This window comes from Kitasatospora sp. DSM 101779 (genome assembly GCF_025655475.1).
GTDB lineage: Bacteria > Actinomycetota > Actinomycetes > Streptomycetales > Streptomycetaceae > Kitasatospora.
Window position 1 is genome coordinate 6,209,513 of record NZ_JAHTIK010000001.1, and the last position, 16,307, is coordinate 6,225,819.

The following is a 16,307-nucleotide window of genomic DNA, read 5'->3' on the forward strand; positions in this document are numbered from 1 at the left end:
GCCGCAGTGGTGGCCGGGGCGCTCGCCGAGGGCGGCGCGGAGCGCTGCGCCGGGACGGTCGGGGTGGGGCTCCCGGCGGACGGCGAGCCGCTGGTGGCGGCGGTGTCGCGCGGGGTGACGGCGGCGGCCGTGGTGCGGGCGCCGTCGGCGCTCGCGTTGCGGGTGTGGGCGTGGGTGGCCGAACCGCAGGCGGCGATCACGGTCGGGGCGAGCAGCGCGGCGAGGCCGAGACCGAGGGTTCGACGGGATCGGGGGCGGGGAATCCGCATGGTGACGACTCCTGACGTCGTACCGGCCACCCCGGGTGGGGGCAGGTGCCGGGGACGACGTCAGGCGCGGACCGCCGGTTCCGTCGTCGTGTACGAACGGACCCGGTTGTCGGGTCTCAGAACGGATACCAGCGTACGGAGGCCTGCCCGTTGCGCAAGGAGTCCACCCGGCGGCGGAACTCGGCCGCCGCGGCCGGGTTGCCGGGTACGTGCTGGGCGACCCAGGCGGCGCTCGCCGTCTCCCGGGCGCCGCGCAGAACGGCGAATCCGTCCCAGTCCCGGACGTCCCAGCCGTAGGCCGCGGCGAAGGCCAGGTACTCCTCCTCCGGTACGCCGTACCGGTCGTGACTGAGCGCCAGGACGACGAGGTCGTGCTCGCGCAGGTCGTGGCTGACGTTCTCCAGGTCGAGCAGGACGGGACCGCCGGGGCCGACGTGGACGTTGCGGGGGAGGGCGTCGCCGTGCACCGGGCCGGGTGCGAGGTGGGGGGTGAGCGCGGCCGCGGCCGTGACGAAGCTCTCCTTCCGGGCGCGCAGGAAGGCGGTGTCGGCCGGGTCGACGTGACCGGCCGCTGCGGCGAGCCATCCGTCGACCGGGGCGAGCAGGTCGCGGGGGCCGAGCAGGAGGCCCTCGGGGACGGGCAGCGCGTGCAGGGCGCGCAGCAGCGGCGCGAGGTCGGCCGTCCGCGCCGGGCGGACGGGGGCGGGCAGCCGGTGCCAGAAGGTGACCGGGTGGCCGCCGGCGGTCACCGGCGCGGTGCGCCAGGGCCGGACGACCGGGATGCCGGCGGCGTCCAGCCAGTCGGCGACGGCCAGTTCGCGGACGGCGCGGGGCAGCAGCGCGGGGCTGCGGCCGACCTTGGCGACGAGCGCCGGGGAGCCGAGGTCGAGCACGGCGTTCTCGCCGAGGGCGAGCAGCCGGGCGCCGTCCGGTGCGGGCAGGCCGGCGGTGCGGCAGGCCCCGGCCAGCAGGCTGCGGGCGCGGGCTTCGTCGAAGGCGGTCACGGCGGGCTCCTCGGTGCGGTCCGGACCATCCTGGCGCACGGCGGCCGGGCCCCGCGTGGTGCGGGGCCCGGCCGTGGGGCGGTCGATCGCGGGAGGTCAGACCCGGGCGCCGCCGGCGGACTGGCCGTCCGGCAGGTGCAGGCCGGCCGGCGCGGGTGCGGCCGGGGTGACCGGCGGGAAGGACTCGCCGTGCGAGAGGTTCGGCAGCCAGTTCAGCCAGCGCGGCAGGTACCAGTTGCGCTCGCCGAGCAGGCTCATCACGGCGGGCAGCAGCACCGCGCGGATCACGGTGGCGTCGATCAGCACCGCGACGGCGAGGCCCGCGCCCATCTGCTTCATCGACTGCATGGACAGCGTGCCGAAGACCGCGAACACCCCGACCATGATCACCGCGGCGCTGGTGACCACACCGGCGGTGGAGCGGATGCCGTAGGAGACGGCGGCGCGGGTGGCCAGGCCCCGGTCGTGCGCCTCCTTGATCCGGGAGACCACGAAGACGTGGTAGTCCATGCTCAGGCCGAAGAGGATCACGAACAGGAAGAGCGGCACCCAGGACTCCACCGCGCCGACCCCGGCGGTGCCGAACAGCGAGGCGCCCACGCCGTGCTGGAAGACCAGGGCGAGCACGCCGTACGCGGCGCCGACCGAGAGCAGGTTGAGCACCACCGCGGTGAGCGCGATGCCGAGCGAGCGGAACGAGCAGAGCATCAGCAGGAAGGCGAAGGCGACGACGAAGCCGAAGACCGGGAGCATCGAGTGGGACATCTGCTCGTTGAAGTCGTGCGAGCCCGCCGTGCTGCCCGTGACCGGGGCCTCGGTGCCGGGCACTTTGAGCACCGTGTTCGCGACCACGTCGGTGCGCAGTGCCTCGAGCGCCTCGGTGCTGGCGGTGTCGTTGCCGGTGCCGACGAGCGGGATGTCGACCAGGGCGACGTTCTGCGCGCTGTGCACCGTCACCTGGATCGGCTCGTGCATCTTCCCGGTGGCCAGCGCCCGGGTCTTCAGGTCGGCGAGGGCCTGCTTCATCTCGGGGGAGTCGACCGCGCGGGCCTTCACCACGACCAGCGCGGGGGCGGGACTGCCGGGGAAGGCCTTCTCGATCCGCTGCGAGGTGGCGACCAGGGCGTTGCCCGCGGGCAGCTGCTGCTGGAAGGTCAGGTTGGCGGTGTGCATGGTGAGCAGCGGTGCGGCGAGGCCGAGCAGCAGGCCGCCGGCGAGGACGGTGGCGGCGAGCGGCCGGTTCAGCACCGGGGTGAGCAGGGCGTTCCAGACCCGGCCGCCGGCGGCGGCCTCGCTGCGGCGGAGCCTGTGCAGCAGCGGGAGGCGGCCCTTGTCGACCCGGTCGCCGAGCATGGACAGCAGCGCGGGCAGCACGGTGAGCGAGCCGAGCACGGCGGTGATCACCACGATGATCGTGGCGAAGGACATCGCCTGGAAGTCGGCGATTCCGGTGAGGAAGAGACCGGCCATGGCGACGACCACCGTGACGCCGGAGACCAGCACGGCCCGGCCCGAGGTGGCGGCGGCGACCTGGAGCGCGGTGGCGGCGTCGCGTCCGGCGGCCCGCTCCTCGCGCTCCCGGCGCAGGTAGAAGAGGCAGTAGTCGACGCCGACGGCGAGGCCGACGAGCAGCATCACCGAACTGGCGTCGTCGCTGGTGTGCAGCACGCCGCTGGAGAGGGCGACCAGTCCGCCGGCGGCGATGAAGGCGGTGAGCGCGAGGACGACCGGCAGCACGGCGGCGACCAGGGCGCCGAAGGCGATCAGCAGGATGCCCAACGCCAGCGGGACGGCCGTCCACTCGGCGCGCTGGAAGTCGTTCTTGAACTGGTCCTGGAACCACTTGCCGGAGCTGGCCTCGCCGAACTCCTCGACGGTGAGGTCCTTGTGCTTCGCCTGCACCGCCGCGACCGCGTCGAGCACGGTCGGCACGTTCTCCACGGCCTTCTCGCGGTCCTCCCCGGCCACGGTGAACTGCAGCAGCGCGGAGTGCCGGTCCGCGGAGACCGCACCGGTGTCGTACGGGCTGCGCAGATCGGCGGCCTTGCCGCTGGCCCTCACCGCGGCGGCGGCCTCGTCGACGACCGCGCGGAAGGCCGGGTCGTCGGCGGTCAGTGCGGCGCTCTGGACGAGCACGGTCTCGCCGGCCGGGGTCTTGATCCCGGCCTCGTCGAGGATCTTCGCGGCGCGGGTGACCTCGCCCGGCATCATCTCGGATTCGGTGACCTTGGTGCTGCCGTGGACACCGCCGAGGAAGGCGGCGAGGACGACGAACAGGAGCCAGCCGAACACCGCCGTCTTGCGGTGTCTGGCGCTCCACGCGCCCATGGCGGCGGCGAGGCCGAGCTTGGGTGTCACTGGTCCCCCAGGGAGAGCGGCGGGTGCGGTCCGCCGGAGCTTGGTGCCGGTGTTCCCGGCTGCTGGAACGACCCTAGGGAGCGGGGAGTTGACGGAGTATCCGGCTGGCGGGTGAGTCGACCCTGGGCCTGCCCCGAGGGCCGGGGTGGGGTTTTCCCCACCCCGCGCTCCTCCTCGGGGTCGGGATCCGGCTCCACCCTGAGGGGGAGGCGAATCCGCCCGGAGCAGGAGGTGCACGGCGAGCGCGCAGGTCAGGATGGTCGGGGGAAGCAGCCGGTACCCCCTAGGGGTGCCCACTCGGGGCGGGGTTACCTGCCGACCGGCTAGTGGCATCGCTTAGGATGCTCCCACACGTACTTGCCTGCCGACCGGCTAGGGAACTTTCCCGGGCCGGTCCTGCCGTTGCCCGGTTTCCGTCCCCCGAGGGCTGCGGTGAACCATGCCCAGGAGGCATCACGAGCATGTTCCACCGAATCGGAGACTTCGTCGTCAGGCGGGCCTGGTGGGTGATCGGGGCCTGGCTGATCGCAGCCGTCGCGATCATCTCCACGGCCCCCACGATCACCGCGCAGACCGACGAGAGCAAATTCCTCCCGAAGCACTACGAGTCGGTCCAGGCCAGCGAGCTCCAGTCCGAAGCCTTCCCGGCGAACTTCTCGCCCGGCGCCTACGCGGTGTTCGAGCGGAAGGACGGCGGCAAGCTGACCGAGGCGGACAAGGCCACCGCCGAGAAGACCGTCAAGGGCCTCGGTGCCAAGCACATCACGTCGGTGGAGACCGTCCTGCCGGTCGGCAAGTCCTACTCGAAGGACGGCACCTTCGGCATGTCGATGATCGCCATCGACAAGAAGGTCCTGCAGAAGCCGGAGGCCGCGGACGCGGCCAAGGCACTGCGTGAGGCGGGCGCCGAACTGACGGCCGACACCCCGGTCAAGATGCTGCTCGGCGGCCCCGCCGCCAGCATCCTCGACCAGCAGGACTCCTCCAAGCTCGCCGAGACCCTGATCGGTGTCGGCACCTTCGTGATCATCCTGCTCACGCTCTGGCTGATCTTCCGCAGCCTGACCGTCGCCTGGCTGCCCATCCTGTCGATCATCGTCTACTCGATGGTGGCCAACGGTCTGATCGGCTACGCGGGCAAGCTGTTCGGCCTGAAGTCGGACAACTCGATGTCCGCCATCCTCATCGTGGTGCTCTTCGGCGTCGGCACCGACTACTTCCTGTTCCTGATGTTCCGCTACCGCGAGCGGCTGCGGGCCGGGGACGAGCGCAAGGAGGCCGTGGTCAACGCCGTCGGCCGGGTCGGTGAGGCGATCGCCTCCGCCGCCGGCGCCGTCGTCGTCGCCTTCGCCGTCCTGGTGCTCTCCAGCCTGGGCATGTTCACCGCGCTGGGCCCGTCCCTGGCCATCGCCGTGGCGGTCACCGCCCTTGCCTCGGTCACCCTCGTCCCGGCCGTGCTCTCGGTCGTCCCCGAGCGGGTGCTCTTCCGCCGGGTCGTCGAGTGGCTCCGCTGGGACGGCCGCCACCTGGACTGGCTGGTCCGCGGCGCCCGCGGCCCGCGCCCGGCCGGCGACTTCCCCGAGCACTGGATGCGCCAGTCCAAGGGCACCCGCTTCGCCTCGCTCGGCGGCGGCGTGCAGCGCCGCCCGGCGGTCGCCGCACTGGCCTCCGGTCTGGTGCTGGTCGCCCTGACCGTCGCCGCGCTCGGCTACAAGGGCACCTTCGATCTCACCAGTGGCTCGATGCCGAAGACCAAGGAGTCGATGGTCGTCCAGGACCGGATGATGAAGGCCTTCTCGGCCGGCGCCGCCGACCCGAGCCACGTCTACCTGGCCTCCACCAGCGGTGCCAGGCTCGACACCGCCGGCCTGGACACCTACCGCGCCGCGCTCGCCGGAACCCCCGGTGTCGCCGCGGTGCCCGCAGACAGGACGAGCCTCAGCAAGGACGGGCTCACCGCCGACATCACGGTGGTCCTCAAGGACGCTCCCGCGACCAACAAGGCCATCGACACCATGGACGGCCTGCGCGAGACCGCCCACGGCGCCGCCCCGAGCGGCACCAAGGTGCTGGTCGGCGGCCAGACGTCGGTCCTCAAGGACATCAACACCGCGATGGCCCACGACTACAAGCTGGTCTTCCCGGTCGCCGCGCTGCTCATCCTGCTCATCCTGGCGTTCCAGCTCCGCAGCCTGGTCGCGCCCTGGTACCTGATGGCCTCGGTCGGCCTCGGCTTCGGCGCCACCCTCGGCGCCACCTCGCTGATCTTCCAGAGGATCGGCGGCGAGCCGGGCCTGATGTTCATGCTGCCGATCTTCATCTACCTGTTCGTGGTCGCGATCGGTACCGACTACAACATCCTGATGATCGCCCGCCTCCGCGAGGAGGTGAAGGAGGGCCGCAGCCCGCGCGAGGCCGCCGGCCAGGCGATCAAGCACGCCGGTCCGACCGTCGCCGCGGCGGGCTTCATCCTGGCGGCCACCTTCGGCACGATGCTGCTGGCCGGGAACTCGCTCTTCAGCCAGATGGGCTTCTCGATCGCCTTCGGCATCATCATCTCGGCCTTCGTGATGGCGATGTTCTTCACCCCGGCGCTCACCGCGCTGCTGGGCCGCACGGCCTGGTGGCCCGGCCACCAGGACGCCGTCGACCGGGTCGGCCCCGCCGTCCCGGAGGCGGAGCCGCAGCCGGCCGGCCGGGTCTGACCGCACGACCCCTGACCGCCCGCGGGCGGGGCACACGAACCGACGTTTCTGCCCCGCCCGCGGGCCGTTCAATCCCGGGGCGCCCGCGGTGTGACGAGGAGAACTCTCCCGATCATTGCGGGGCGCCACCGTGCTACAGTCGAAGCAGTTGCAGTTTTGGTTCCCATGAACGTGCGTGTGCGCCTGCTGGTTCCAACCGCCAGGCGCATTTGTTTTTATCCGGTGTTTTGTCTCCGGATGGGGATCGCGGCTACTCGGGGTCTGCGAGGTGCAGGCTCTTGATGCCCCAGAAAGAGGAGACGGTTATGGCTACCGGCACCGTGAAGTGGTTCAACAGCGAAAAGGGCTACGGCTTCATCGAGCAGGACGGCGGCGGCGCCGACGTCTTCGCCCACTACTCGAACATCAACGCCCAGGGCTTCCGTGAGCTCATCGAGGGCCAGAAGGTCGAGTTCGACGTCACCCAGGGCCAGAAGGGCCCCCAGGCGGAGAACATTCGCCCCCTCTGAGTCCGGCTCAGCCGACTCACGCATGACGAGTGAGGGTCCGCACCTGCGGGTGCGGGCCCTCGCCCATTGCCGCCGAACGGCCGGGGCGGCCCCGCACTCCTGACGGCCGACCCACAAGGTCCGGGCGCACGGCACCGCCGTGCCCGCCGGCCGATCAGGACGGAGCAGCATGACCGATCAGTCACGCCCGCAGCGCGGTACCTCCCGCCGGGCCCCGGGCACCGGCCGCCCCCAGCGCGGCGGCGGCCCCCGCGGCGGCGCCGAGCGCCGCGTGCAGCGCGCACCGCGCGCCGCGCGCCCCACGGCCGCCGAGAGCCAGGAGTTCACCGTCGTCGAGGGCACCCCGGCCCGCCCGCCGGCGGCCACCTTCGCCGAACTCGACATGCCGAAGGCGCTGCTCACCGCGCTGGGGCGCGAGGGCGTCACCGAGCCCTTCCCGATCCAGTCCGCGACCCTGCCGGACTCGCTGGCCGGCCGCGACGTGCTCGGCCGCGGCCGCACCGGTTCCGGCAAGACCCTCGCCTTCGGCCTGCCGCTGCTCGCCCGCACGGCCGGCAAGCGGGCCGTCGCCCGCCGCCCGCTCGCCCTCGTCCTGGTGCCCACCCGTGAGCTCGCCCAGCAGGTCACCGAGGCGCTCAGCCCCTACGCCCAGGCGCTGCAGCTGCGGATCGCCACCGTCGTCGGCGGCATGCCGATCGGCCGGCAGGCCAACCAGGTGCGCCGCGGCGTCGAGGTGCTCGTCGCCACCCCCGGCCGCCTCGACGACCTGATCAACCGCCAGGACGTGGCCCTCGGCGACGTCGAGGTGACCGTCCTCGACGAGGCCGACCAGATGGCCGACATGGGCTTCCTGCCCCAGGTCAGCAAGCTGCTGGAGCAGGTCGCCGAGGGCGGCCAGCGGATGCTGTTCTCCGCCACCCTCGACCGCAACATCGACCGGCTCGTCCGCCGCTTCCTCGACGACCCGGTCACCCACTCCGTCGACCCGTCGGCCGGTGCGGTCAGCACCATGGACCACCACGTCCTCCAGCTCGAACCCGCCGACAAGGCCGCCACCACCGCGCACATCGCCTCCCGCGACGGCCGGCTGATCATGTTCGTGCACACCAAGCACGGTGCCGACCGGCTCGCCAAGCAGCTGCTGGCCAGCGGCGTGCGCGCCGCCGCGCTGCACGGCGGCAAGTCCCAGCCGCAGCGCAACCGGGTCCTCGACCAGTTCCGCGACGGCCGGGTCACCGCGCTGATCGCCACCAACGTCGCCGCCCGCGGCATCCACATCGACGGCCTCGACCTGGTCGTCAACGTCGACCCGCCGATCGACCACAAGGACTACCTGCACCGCGGCGGCCGCACCGCCCGCGCCGGCGAGTCCGGCACCGTGGTCACCCTCGTCCTGCCCGAGCAGCGCCGCGAGGTCAACCGGCTGATGGGCACCGCCGGGATCCGGCCCACCGTCACCAAGGTCCGCCCGGACGACGCCGAGCTGCGCCGGATCACCGGCGCCCGCACCCCCAGCGGCGTGCCGGTCGCCATCGTCGTGGCCGAGCCGGCCGCCGCCACCGACGCGGCCGCCGAGCAGAACGGCGACAGGCCCGCCGGCGCCCGCTCCGGTGCGCCGCGCCGCCGTCCCGGCAAGCGCTCCGCGCTGCCCAAGGACGTCGACGCCAACGGCAACGCCCGCCAGCCCCGCCCCAAGCAGCGCATCGGCGGTGGCGGCAACGGCGGCGGCAACGGCCGCACCGCGGCCGGCTTCATCGGCCGCTCCTCCGGCCGCGCCACGCCCGGCTCCGGCTCGCGCAGCGGCTCCAACTACGGCACCGGCCGGCAGCGCCGCGACCTCGGCTGATCCGCCGTCCACGAAGGGGCGCCACCCGGCTCGGGTGGCGCCCCTTCGCCTTTCCCGGGCCGCGCGGGATCGCCGACCAACCCTCACATCGCCCTCCGCACCTGCTGCGAACAGGTGTGTTAGCTTCTTTGTCCGTTCATGGGATTTCCATGACCAAGACCAGAAGTTCCGTCAATTCGGCGCCCAACGGGGCGCACTGCACGGGGGAGGAGACGTCGTGTCAGGGGAGTACCGCGTCGATCCGGAGGCGCTGCGGCGATTCGCCCGCACTTCGGCGGACCGCTCGGAGAAACTGCGCGCCATCCGCGCCGAGCTCGGCGCCCACCGGCTGTCGACCGACGCCTTCGGCAAGCTGCCCGAGGCCGAGCAGACCGGCCGCGACTACGCCGAGCGCGCCGACGCCGCCGTGGAGAACATCAGCTCGGCGGCCGACACCATGGCGCGGATCGACGAGCACGTCCAGGGCGTCGCCCGCAACTACGAGCAGGCCGAGGCCGCCACCGCGGACTCCCTCGACGCCATCGTCAGGGGGCTGTGATGACCGGGCCTGTGTCGGGCGCCGTCGACGCCTACACCAAGATCAACCAGTGGATGAGCCCGATGGGCAGTGTGATCGACGAGATCATGCGCCCCATCGTCGAACCGCTCGCCGAACCGCTGGAGTTCGTCACCGGCGACCCCGAGGGCCTGGAGGCCGCCGCCCAGCTGTGGCGCCGCCAGGCCGTCGGACTGCGCGAGGTCGTCGCCGACCAGCGCCGCGACCGCGCCGCCCTCGCCCACGACTGGCAGGGCGAGGCCGCCGAGCGGTTCCTCCAGGAACTCGCCGAGTACGAGACGGCCCTGGAGGCCGAGGCGGACGACATGGACGCCACCGCCGAACTCCTCGACGAGGCCGCCGCCGAGAGCCGGATGGCCCAGGACCTCGTCGAGACCGTCATCCGCGAACTCATCGAGTGGGCGATCATCACCCTCGCCGCCTCGATCGCCTTCAGCGTCGTCACCGCCGGCATCTCGCTCGCGGCCGAGGCCGCCGCGGCCGCCACGGAGGGCGCCGTCGCCACCACCCGCATCGCCAGGCTGGTCGCCAAGCTCGCCAAGGTCCTCAGGAGGATCGAGGAGGAGCTGAAGGACCTCAAGGAGATCGCCTCCCGGCCGCACCTCAACCCCAAGAAGCCCTGGACCTGGAACAAGCCGATCGACGTGTCGGCCTACCTCGCCAAGAAGGGCACCAAGATGATCGGCAAGGCCGCGCTGCACGGCATCGGCCTCACCGGCGACCCGGTCGGCCAGACCGTCCAGCAGGCCGTGCAGTCCGGGGCCGGCATCGTCGCCGACGAGATCGACGACCGGATCGCCGGCAACCCCCACCCGTCCACCGCCGCCCGCACGCACACCGGCATCGCCCAGCCCCGCCAGGAGCCGGAGCTCACCCCGGAGGAGCGCAAGGCCCGCTTCGACGCGGCCTTCGGCTGACAGGAGGACCCACCGTGCTCAACCGCGACCGCGACATCGTCACGCCCTTCCTGCAGCGCGGCGAACAGCTCCTCGGCGCAGCCTCGATCAGCCTCGCCCCCGGCATCCCGTACCCGCCGCCCGAACTCATGCCCCGGCGGCAGCCGAGCGAACTCGAGCAGAAGCTCGGCAAGAAGTTCAACGTGCTGCGCCGCGCCTACGCCGTCGTCAACCCGGTCGGTGCCGCCGTCGGCGCGGTCGAGGACCGGATGATGGGTGCCGTGCCGGACTCCGTCTGGCACGGCGAGGGCATGGCCGGCGGCTGGCACAGCGCGGCCGGCGTGTTCGTCCGCCGGATGCGGGACGGCACGTCCTCCCTCGGCACCTTCGCCGTCACCGACCGCCGCCACCTCGTCGTTGTCGACGACTCCAAGCTGTGGCAGCTCAAGGAGCAGTACGCCCTGCACTGGGAGGCGCCCCGGCAGGCCGTGGCGCTGCACCGCAACCCCACCGGCGTCCTCCAGCGCGGCCGGATCGACCTGCACTTCGCCGACCGGTCCTGGGCCGGCATCACCACCCCGATGCCCTCCACCGCCGACGAACTCGCCGCGGCCGCCGCCCACCACCAGGGCTGAGGGCCGATCAGACGGCCGCCGCCGTCGAGGAGGCCGGGAGGAGCCGCCGCAGGCGCTCCCCGGTCTCCTCGTCGCGCGGCGCGGCCACCACCAGCTGCAACCCGCCAGGCGCGCGCAGCACCACCTGGTCCAGCCGCAGCACACCCACCACCTCGTGCCGGACCTCCTTCTCGCAGCCGGTCTTCTCGCTCACCCGGTGCTCGTCCAGCCAGCGGTCCGCCTCCGGGAACGACGCCCGCAGCCGCCCGATCACCTCCGTGAGGCGCCGCGCCGCCGGCGCGCCGGCCCCGCCCCGCTCCCCGTACGCGGCCCTCAGCTCCGCCAGCGTGCGGCGGGCGTGCCGCTCCCAGTCCACCGTGCGGCGGCGGATCCGGCCGTCCGCGAACACCGTCCAGGCCAGGTTGCGGTCCTGCGGCGGCATCCCGGAGAAGCCGAACATCGCCTCGGCCGGGTCGTTCCACACCTGCACGTCCCAGTCCGCGTCCATCAGGAACGCCGGCGCCGGATCCTGCGCGTCCACCAGCCGCCGCAGCGCCTCCGGGACGTCCGCCCCACCCGCCCCGATCGATGCCCCGGCGTGCGGCCCGGCGCCCGCCAGCCGGAACAGGTACGCCGTCTCCGCCCCGTCCAGCCGCAGCGTCCGGGCCAGGCTCGCCAGCACCTCCGGCGACGGACGGATGTCCCGGCCCTGCTCCAGCCACGTGTACCAGGTCACCCCCACCCCGGCCAGCAGCGCCAGCTCCTCCCGCCGCAGCCCCGGCGTCCGGCGGCGCACCCCCGGTGCGATGCCCACGTCCGCCGGCGTCAACGACGCCCTGCGGGTCCGCAGGAAGTCCGACAGCGCCTGCCGGCGCACGTCCCCCTCGGCCATGGATCCTCCCCGTGACTCCTGGTAGCCCGACTACCAGTATCGCCACGCACTGCTGCGCCGCCGCACCGGGCGGAAGGCTGGACACCGTCCGAGCAAGCACTCCTGACGGGACGACAGATGAACCAGCGCGCACGCAGCGCCCTCCTGATCACCGCCCTCGCCACCGCGATCGCCGCCGCACCGGCCCTGCCGGCCGCCGCCGCACCCGCCCACCACCGGCCCGCCGCGATCACCGCCAGTGCCGACACCCTGCACCCCGAGGGCGCCACCTGGGACGCCCGCCACGGCCGCTTCCTGGTCGGCTCGCTCCGCCACGGCACCGTCTCCGCCGTCCGCCCCGACGGCACCGTCACCACCCTGGTCGACGACCCCGCGGTGCTCGTCTCCACCATCGGCATCCACGTCGACGCCGCCCGCAACCGCGTCCTGGTCGCCAACGGGGACCCGGGCGTCTCCCTGCGCACCGCCCCCGGCGGCTCCGGCCGGATCGCCGGCATCGGCGCCTACGACCTCACCACCGGCCGCCGCCTCTTCTACACCGACCTCGCCGCCACCGCCGGCGACGGCGGACCCCACCTCGCCAACGACCTCGCCGTCGGCCCCGACGGCACCGCGTACGTCACCGACTCCTTCGCCCCGGTCGTCTACCGGGTCACCCCCGACGGCACCGCCGGCCTCCTCGTCCGCGACAGCCGGCTCGCCGCGCCGCAGGGCGGCTTCGGCCTCAACGGGATCGTCCGCCAGGGCAGCACCCTGGTGATCGGCAAGTACGACGACGGGACGCTGTGGCGGCTGCCGATCGACCGCCCGCAGCAGCTCGCCCGGATCCCCGTCACCGGCCCGGCGGGTTCCCTCACCGGCCTCGACGGCCTGCTGCTCCGCCCCGACGGCACCCTGCACGGCATCACCAACCACCTCGGCGGCAGCGCCGCCACCACCCGCGTCGAACTCCGCTCCACCGACGGCTGGCGCACCGCCCGCGCCACCGTCCACCCGCTGGCCGATCCGGCGCCGACCGTGCTCACCCCCGGCCCGGCCGGCAGCACGTACGTCCTCGACGGGCGCATCGACCTGCTCTTCGCCGGCACGCCGGTCGACACCTTCACGCTGTACCGCATCTGAGGGCCGGACCGGGGTCCTGTCAGGCCGGCACGGCAGCTGCGCCGACGCGCCCTTCGTCCGGCTGCCCGGTCGGGCGGCTGCGGCGGCGGGCGGCGGTGAGGCCGACGGCGGCGAGGCCGAGGCCGGCCCAGAGGGAGAGGGTGAGCAGCGGGCCGCCCGCGCCGGCGCCGTCGAAGTAGGAGACGGACCGCAGCAGTGTCCCGGCCGCCCCCGGGGGCAGCTGCTGCCCGAGGACGCCGGCCGGGGCGGGGAGCAGCTCGGGGGCGGAGGCGACGCCGGAGAACGCGTTGCCGATCAGCACCATCAGCAGGCCGATCACCCCGAGGCCGGCCGTGCCGATCAGGGCCGCCGTCCCGGCTGCGGTGGCGCCGACGGCCAGCACGGTCAGGCCGATCACTCCGGCCTCGGCCCACCAGCCTCCGGTCAGTGCCCCCAGCCAGCTGTGGGCGACGGCGGCGCCGACCAGGCCGGTGAGCAGGGCGGCCCCGGCGAGCGCCGCGATCGCCCGGCCGCCGCGCAGCCGCAGCACCGTCACCGCCGCGCCGGTCGCCACCCCGGCCAGGACCAGCGGCAGCAGGCCCGCGCCGAACACCGCCCCGCGCGGGTCGGCGGCCGGGGCGGGCACCACGTCCGTCACGTGCACGGTGGTGCCGGCCGGGGCGGCGGACTCGGCGGCGGTGCGGAGCAGCTGTGCCACGGTCGGGCCCGCGGCCGAGGCGGTGAGCAGTTCGGGGCCGCCGGGGGTGGCGACCAGGGCGCCGTAGACCTCGCGCTCCTCGACGGCGTGCCGGGCGGCGGCCGCATCGGTGTAGTGGTGGATCTCGAAGGCGCCGGGGTGCGCCGCCAGCCGCTGTTCGATGCCGGCCGTGGCGGCGGCCGGTCCGGCGAGGCCGATCGGCAGGTCACGCGGGGCGAGGCGGGAGGCGGGCCAGGCGAAGGCCCACAGGGCGAAGGCGGCCAGCAGCGGCACCAGCAGCCAGACGGCGACGAGGCGGCGGGAGGCGGGTGCGGCTCCGGGGGAGGCGGACATGGCAGCCCCTCGATTCAAAGAGAAGGATCGTTCGTTTTACGTGGCCCACTCTCCGACCGCCTGTCGCGCTTGTCAAGAATGAACGTTCGTTTTACGGTGGGCCCATGGCCCGCGTATCCCAGGCACACCTCGACGCCCGCCGCCGGCAGATCCTCGACGGCGCCGCCCGCTGCTTCGCGCGCAACGGCTTCCACGCCACCTCCATGCAGGACGTGCTGCGCGAGTCCGAGCTGTCCGCCGGAGCCGTCTACCGCTACTTCGCGGGCAAGGAGGAGATCGTCGCTGCCATCGCGGGGGAGGCCTTCGGCGTCATCCGCGCCGCCTTCGCCGAGGCCGCCGCGACCGTACCGCCGCCCACCCCGGACGTCCTGCTCGGCCGCGTCCTGCGGGCCGTGTTCGACCAGGCCCCGCCCGGGGGCGACCGCCAGGCCTTCGCCCGGCTCATCGTGCAGGTCTGGACGGAGACCCTGCGCAACCCCGCCCTCGCCGCCGCCCTCGACGAGGGCTACACCGCGATGCGCGCCGCCTGGGTCGAACTGGTCGGCAGCTACCGTGCCACCGGCCTGATGCCGCCCGGACCCGAGGCCGACCACGTCGCCCGCACCCTCATCGCCACCGCCCAGGGCTTCATCGCCCAGCAGGCGCTGTTCGGCGACGCCGACCCGGCCGTCGTCGAGGACGGCCTGCGCGCGCTCACCTCGATGCGCACCGACCACCCTGCTCCGGAGGCCCGGTGACCGCCGACGCGCTCGACCTCCAGGAGCGGGCCCTGGACGCCCTGCTCGCCGACCTCGGCCTCCCCTTCGACGAACCGGCGGACCCGCGGGTCGCCCGCCTCGCCGAACGCCACCCGCACTACCCCCAGTACCACCGCATCGGCCACAAGCGGCAGACCGCGTACCGCGCCCTCACCGCAGACCGCGGCCTCGCCCGCGCCCACGCCGACGCCGTCCACGAGGCCCTCGTCCACGACGACGACCCGAGCTCCCCGCGCTGGCTCGCCGCCGTCCTGGTGACGGCGATCGGCGCCCGCGGCCTCCAGGAGCGCCTGCTCGCCACCCTCGCCACCGGCACCCCCCACCAGCGCACCTGCGCCGCCCACGCCTGGCGCTGGGCCGACGCCGACCCCGCCGACCCCCGCTACCTGGCCCTCCTCCCACGATCGGGTGAGTGATCGTCCGAATCCGCTGGGTACGCTGGACGGGGAGGCGAGAATCCGGCCATGGGAGCAGTGATGACCGTCGCACCGCAGCCGACCTGGCCCGTTCGGCCGGAGGGCGGCTGGACGGCCGACGACCTCGACCGGCTTCCGAATCTGCCCCCGCACACGGAGCTGATCGACGGGAGCCTCGTCTTCGTGAGTCCGCAGGCCCTTTTCCACCTGTACGCCATCCGCCTTCTGGAGTTCGGCCTGTACTCGGCCGAACCGTCTCACCTGGCGTGCTCCGGGGGATGACCGTGACGCTCGGCCGTCGGGACAGGCCCGAGCCGGACCTGCTGGTGGTGGCACGTGAATCGGCCCAGAGCGAGCAGCAGACCACCCAGCGACCGGAGGACGTCCTGCTCGCCGTGGAGATCGTCTCGCCCGACTCCGAGGCGCGGGACCGCGAGGTCAAACCGCGCACGTACGCCGCCGCCGGCTTCCGGCACTTCTGGCGGGTCGAGAACGAGGAGGGCGAACTCGCCGTCCACGTGTACGAGCTGGACGCCGCCACCGGCGTCTGCGCGCCCATGGGCATCCACCGCAAGCGGCTCGCCCTCGACCTGCCGTTCCCGATCGACATCGACCTGACCGACCCGACGCGCTGGCTCTGAGATTCCCCGCGTGTCCGTGTCGGCGGATGGGTAGTGTGCCCGGCATGCGATGCGGGATGTGCGGGTCTCAGCGGCTGAGTCCGGTGGGGGAACTGACGACGGATTCGATGGCGACCGAGCGGATGCGGCTCCGCTTCCCCCGGCCGGGGAGATTCAAGTCGCGGCCCACCTTCACGATCACCTTCGCCCGCGCGTGCCGCGACTGCGGCACCCTCTACCCGTGCCTCGGCGAGTACGAGCGGATGCAGCTGGACGCCACCGCGGACGGCCTCGCCGAATGACCGCAGCCGAATGAGCCCGGCCGAGTGACCGCAGCGGGGCCTCAGGCCGACAGCGCGGCTGGAACGGCTGCGGCGAGCCGGGCGTCGTCGTAGCGCCGTAGCAGGAGTTCGGCGACCTCGGGGGCGGCGCCGAGCACCCCGGCCAGCAGGTCGGCGCCGTCCGCGGCGGCCGCGATCCGGTCGGGCAGCAGTCCGGGGGCGAGCAGGTAGGGGGCGACGGCCACGGTGTCGGCACCGGCCTCCCGCAGTGCGGCGACGGCCTCCGGTACCCGCGGGCCCGCAGCGGAGGCGTACGCGACCTCGACGCCGGCCCAGCCGCGGCTGCGCCGCCAGGTCTCGGCGACCGCCCGGGTGGCGGCGTCGGCGGCCGGGTCGGAGGAGCCGGCGGCGGCCAGCACCACGCCGGTGCG

15 protein-coding genes and 2 pseudogenes are annotated in these 16,307 nt (G+C 73.8%); 11 read left to right on the forward strand and 6 right to left on the reverse strand.

Going from position 1 to position 16,307, the window contains the following annotated elements:
• The 3 genes and pseudogenes from KSNIM_RS28240 to KSNIM_RS28250 form a co-directional block, all read right to left on the reverse strand.
• Positions 1 to 269 (reverse strand): annotated as a pseudogene (locus KSNIM_RS28240) (hypothetical protein); the annotation flags it as partial.
• A gap of 116 nt (positions 270 to 385) precedes the next feature.
• Positions 386 to 1,273, reverse strand: a complete 888-nt coding sequence (locus KSNIM_RS28245; RefSeq protein WP_263105938.1) for a phosphotransferase enzyme family protein — start codon at positions 1,271 to 1,273, stop codon at positions 386 to 388.
• A gap of 96 nt (positions 1,274 to 1,369) precedes the next feature.
• On the reverse strand, positions 1,370 to 3,601 hold the full coding sequence (locus tag KSNIM_RS28250) for an MMPL family transporter (RefSeq protein WP_263108139.1): 2,232 nt from the start codon (positions 3,599 to 3,601) through the stop codon (positions 1,370 to 1,372).
• A gap of 491 nt (positions 3,602 to 4,092) precedes the next feature.
• Between KSNIM_RS28250 and KSNIM_RS28255 the strand changes: the two genes are divergently transcribed.
• From KSNIM_RS28255 to KSNIM_RS28280, 6 genes are all read left to right on the forward strand, one after another.
• Complete coding sequence (locus KSNIM_RS28255; protein WP_263105939.1) at positions 4,093 to 6,336, forward strand: MMPL family transporter; 2,244 nt, start codon at positions 4,093 to 4,095, stop codon at positions 6,334 to 6,336.
• Positions 6,337 to 6,641: 305 nt separating this feature from the next.
• Positions 6,642 to 6,845, forward strand: a complete 204-nt coding sequence (locus tag KSNIM_RS28260; protein ID WP_263105940.1) for a cold-shock protein — start codon at positions 6,642 to 6,644, stop codon at positions 6,843 to 6,845.
• 169 nt (positions 6,846 to 7,014) lie between these two features.
• Positions 7,015 to 8,691, forward strand: a complete 1,677-nt coding sequence (locus KSNIM_RS28265; protein ID WP_411543787.1) for a DEAD/DEAH box helicase — start codon at positions 7,015 to 7,017, stop codon at positions 8,689 to 8,691.
• 217 nt (positions 8,692 to 8,908) lie between these two features.
• Complete coding sequence (locus KSNIM_RS28270) at positions 8,909 to 9,229, forward strand: type VII secretion target (RefSeq protein ID WP_263105941.1); 321 nt, start codon at positions 8,909 to 8,911, stop codon at positions 9,227 to 9,229.
• On the forward strand, positions 9,229 to 10,164 hold the full coding sequence (locus tag KSNIM_RS28275; RefSeq protein WP_263105942.1) for a WXG100 family type VII secretion target: 936 nt from the start codon (positions 9,229 to 9,231) through the stop codon (positions 10,162 to 10,164). Before KSNIM_RS28270 ends, KSNIM_RS28275 begins: the two co-directional genes overlap by 1 nt.
• Before the next feature lie 14 nt (positions 10,165 to 10,178).
• Positions 10,179 to 10,778: a hypothetical protein gene (locus KSNIM_RS28280; RefSeq protein WP_263105943.1), complete on the forward strand. Its 600-nt coding sequence runs from the start codon at positions 10,179 to 10,181 to the stop codon at positions 10,776 to 10,778.
• Positions 10,779 to 10,785: 7 nt separating this feature from the next.
• Here the strand turns inward: KSNIM_RS28280 and KSNIM_RS28285 are convergent, their stop codons facing one another.
• The gene (locus KSNIM_RS28285) at positions 10,786 to 11,649 is read right to left on the reverse strand and encodes a helix-turn-helix transcriptional regulator (protein ID WP_263105944.1); all 864 of its coding nucleotides are present in this window, start codon (positions 11,647 to 11,649) and stop codon (positions 10,786 to 10,788) included.
• 117 nt (positions 11,650 to 11,766) lie between these two features.
• Here KSNIM_RS28285 and KSNIM_RS28290 point away from each other — a divergent pair, with 117 nt between their 5' ends.
• Entirely contained in the window at positions 11,767 to 12,771 is a 1,005-nt protein-coding gene (locus tag KSNIM_RS28290; RefSeq protein WP_263105945.1) for a gluconolaconase, read from the forward strand.
• A gap of 19 nt (positions 12,772 to 12,790) precedes the next feature.
• Here KSNIM_RS28290 and KSNIM_RS28295 read toward each other — a convergent pair whose 3' ends face one another.
• Positions 12,791 to 13,801: an ABC transporter permease gene (locus tag KSNIM_RS28295; RefSeq protein ID WP_263105946.1), complete on the reverse strand. Its 1,011-nt coding sequence runs from the start codon at positions 13,799 to 13,801 to the stop codon at positions 12,791 to 12,793.
• A 104-nt stretch (positions 13,802 to 13,905) separates the two neighbouring features.
• Between KSNIM_RS28295 and KSNIM_RS28300 the strand changes: the two genes are divergently transcribed.
• From KSNIM_RS28300 to KSNIM_RS28315, 4 genes and pseudogenes are all read left to right on the forward strand, one after another.
• Entirely contained in the window at positions 13,906 to 14,538 is a 633-nt protein-coding gene (locus KSNIM_RS28300; protein WP_263105947.1) for a TetR/AcrR family transcriptional regulator, read from the forward strand.
• Entirely contained in the window at positions 14,535 to 14,975 is a 441-nt protein-coding gene (locus KSNIM_RS28305) for a hypothetical protein (RefSeq protein ID WP_263105948.1), read from the forward strand. Before KSNIM_RS28300 ends, KSNIM_RS28305 begins: the two co-directional genes overlap by 4 nt.
• 60 nt (positions 14,976 to 15,035) lie before the next feature.
• Positions 15,036 to 15,616, forward strand: a pseudogene (locus KSNIM_RS28310) (Uma2 family endonuclease).
• Positions 15,617 to 15,723: 107 nt separating this feature from the next.
• The gene (locus tag KSNIM_RS28315) at positions 15,724 to 15,897 is read left to right on the forward strand and encodes a hypothetical protein (RefSeq protein ID WP_263105949.1); all 174 of its coding nucleotides are present in this window, start codon (positions 15,724 to 15,726) and stop codon (positions 15,895 to 15,897) included.
• Positions 15,898 to 15,938: 41 nt separating this feature from the next.
• Here KSNIM_RS28315 and KSNIM_RS28320 read toward each other — a convergent pair.
• Positions 15,939 to 16,307 (reverse strand): CbiX/SirB N-terminal domain-containing protein (locus KSNIM_RS28320; RefSeq protein ID WP_317634063.1); only part of this gene is annotated, 369 nt, incomplete at its 5' end.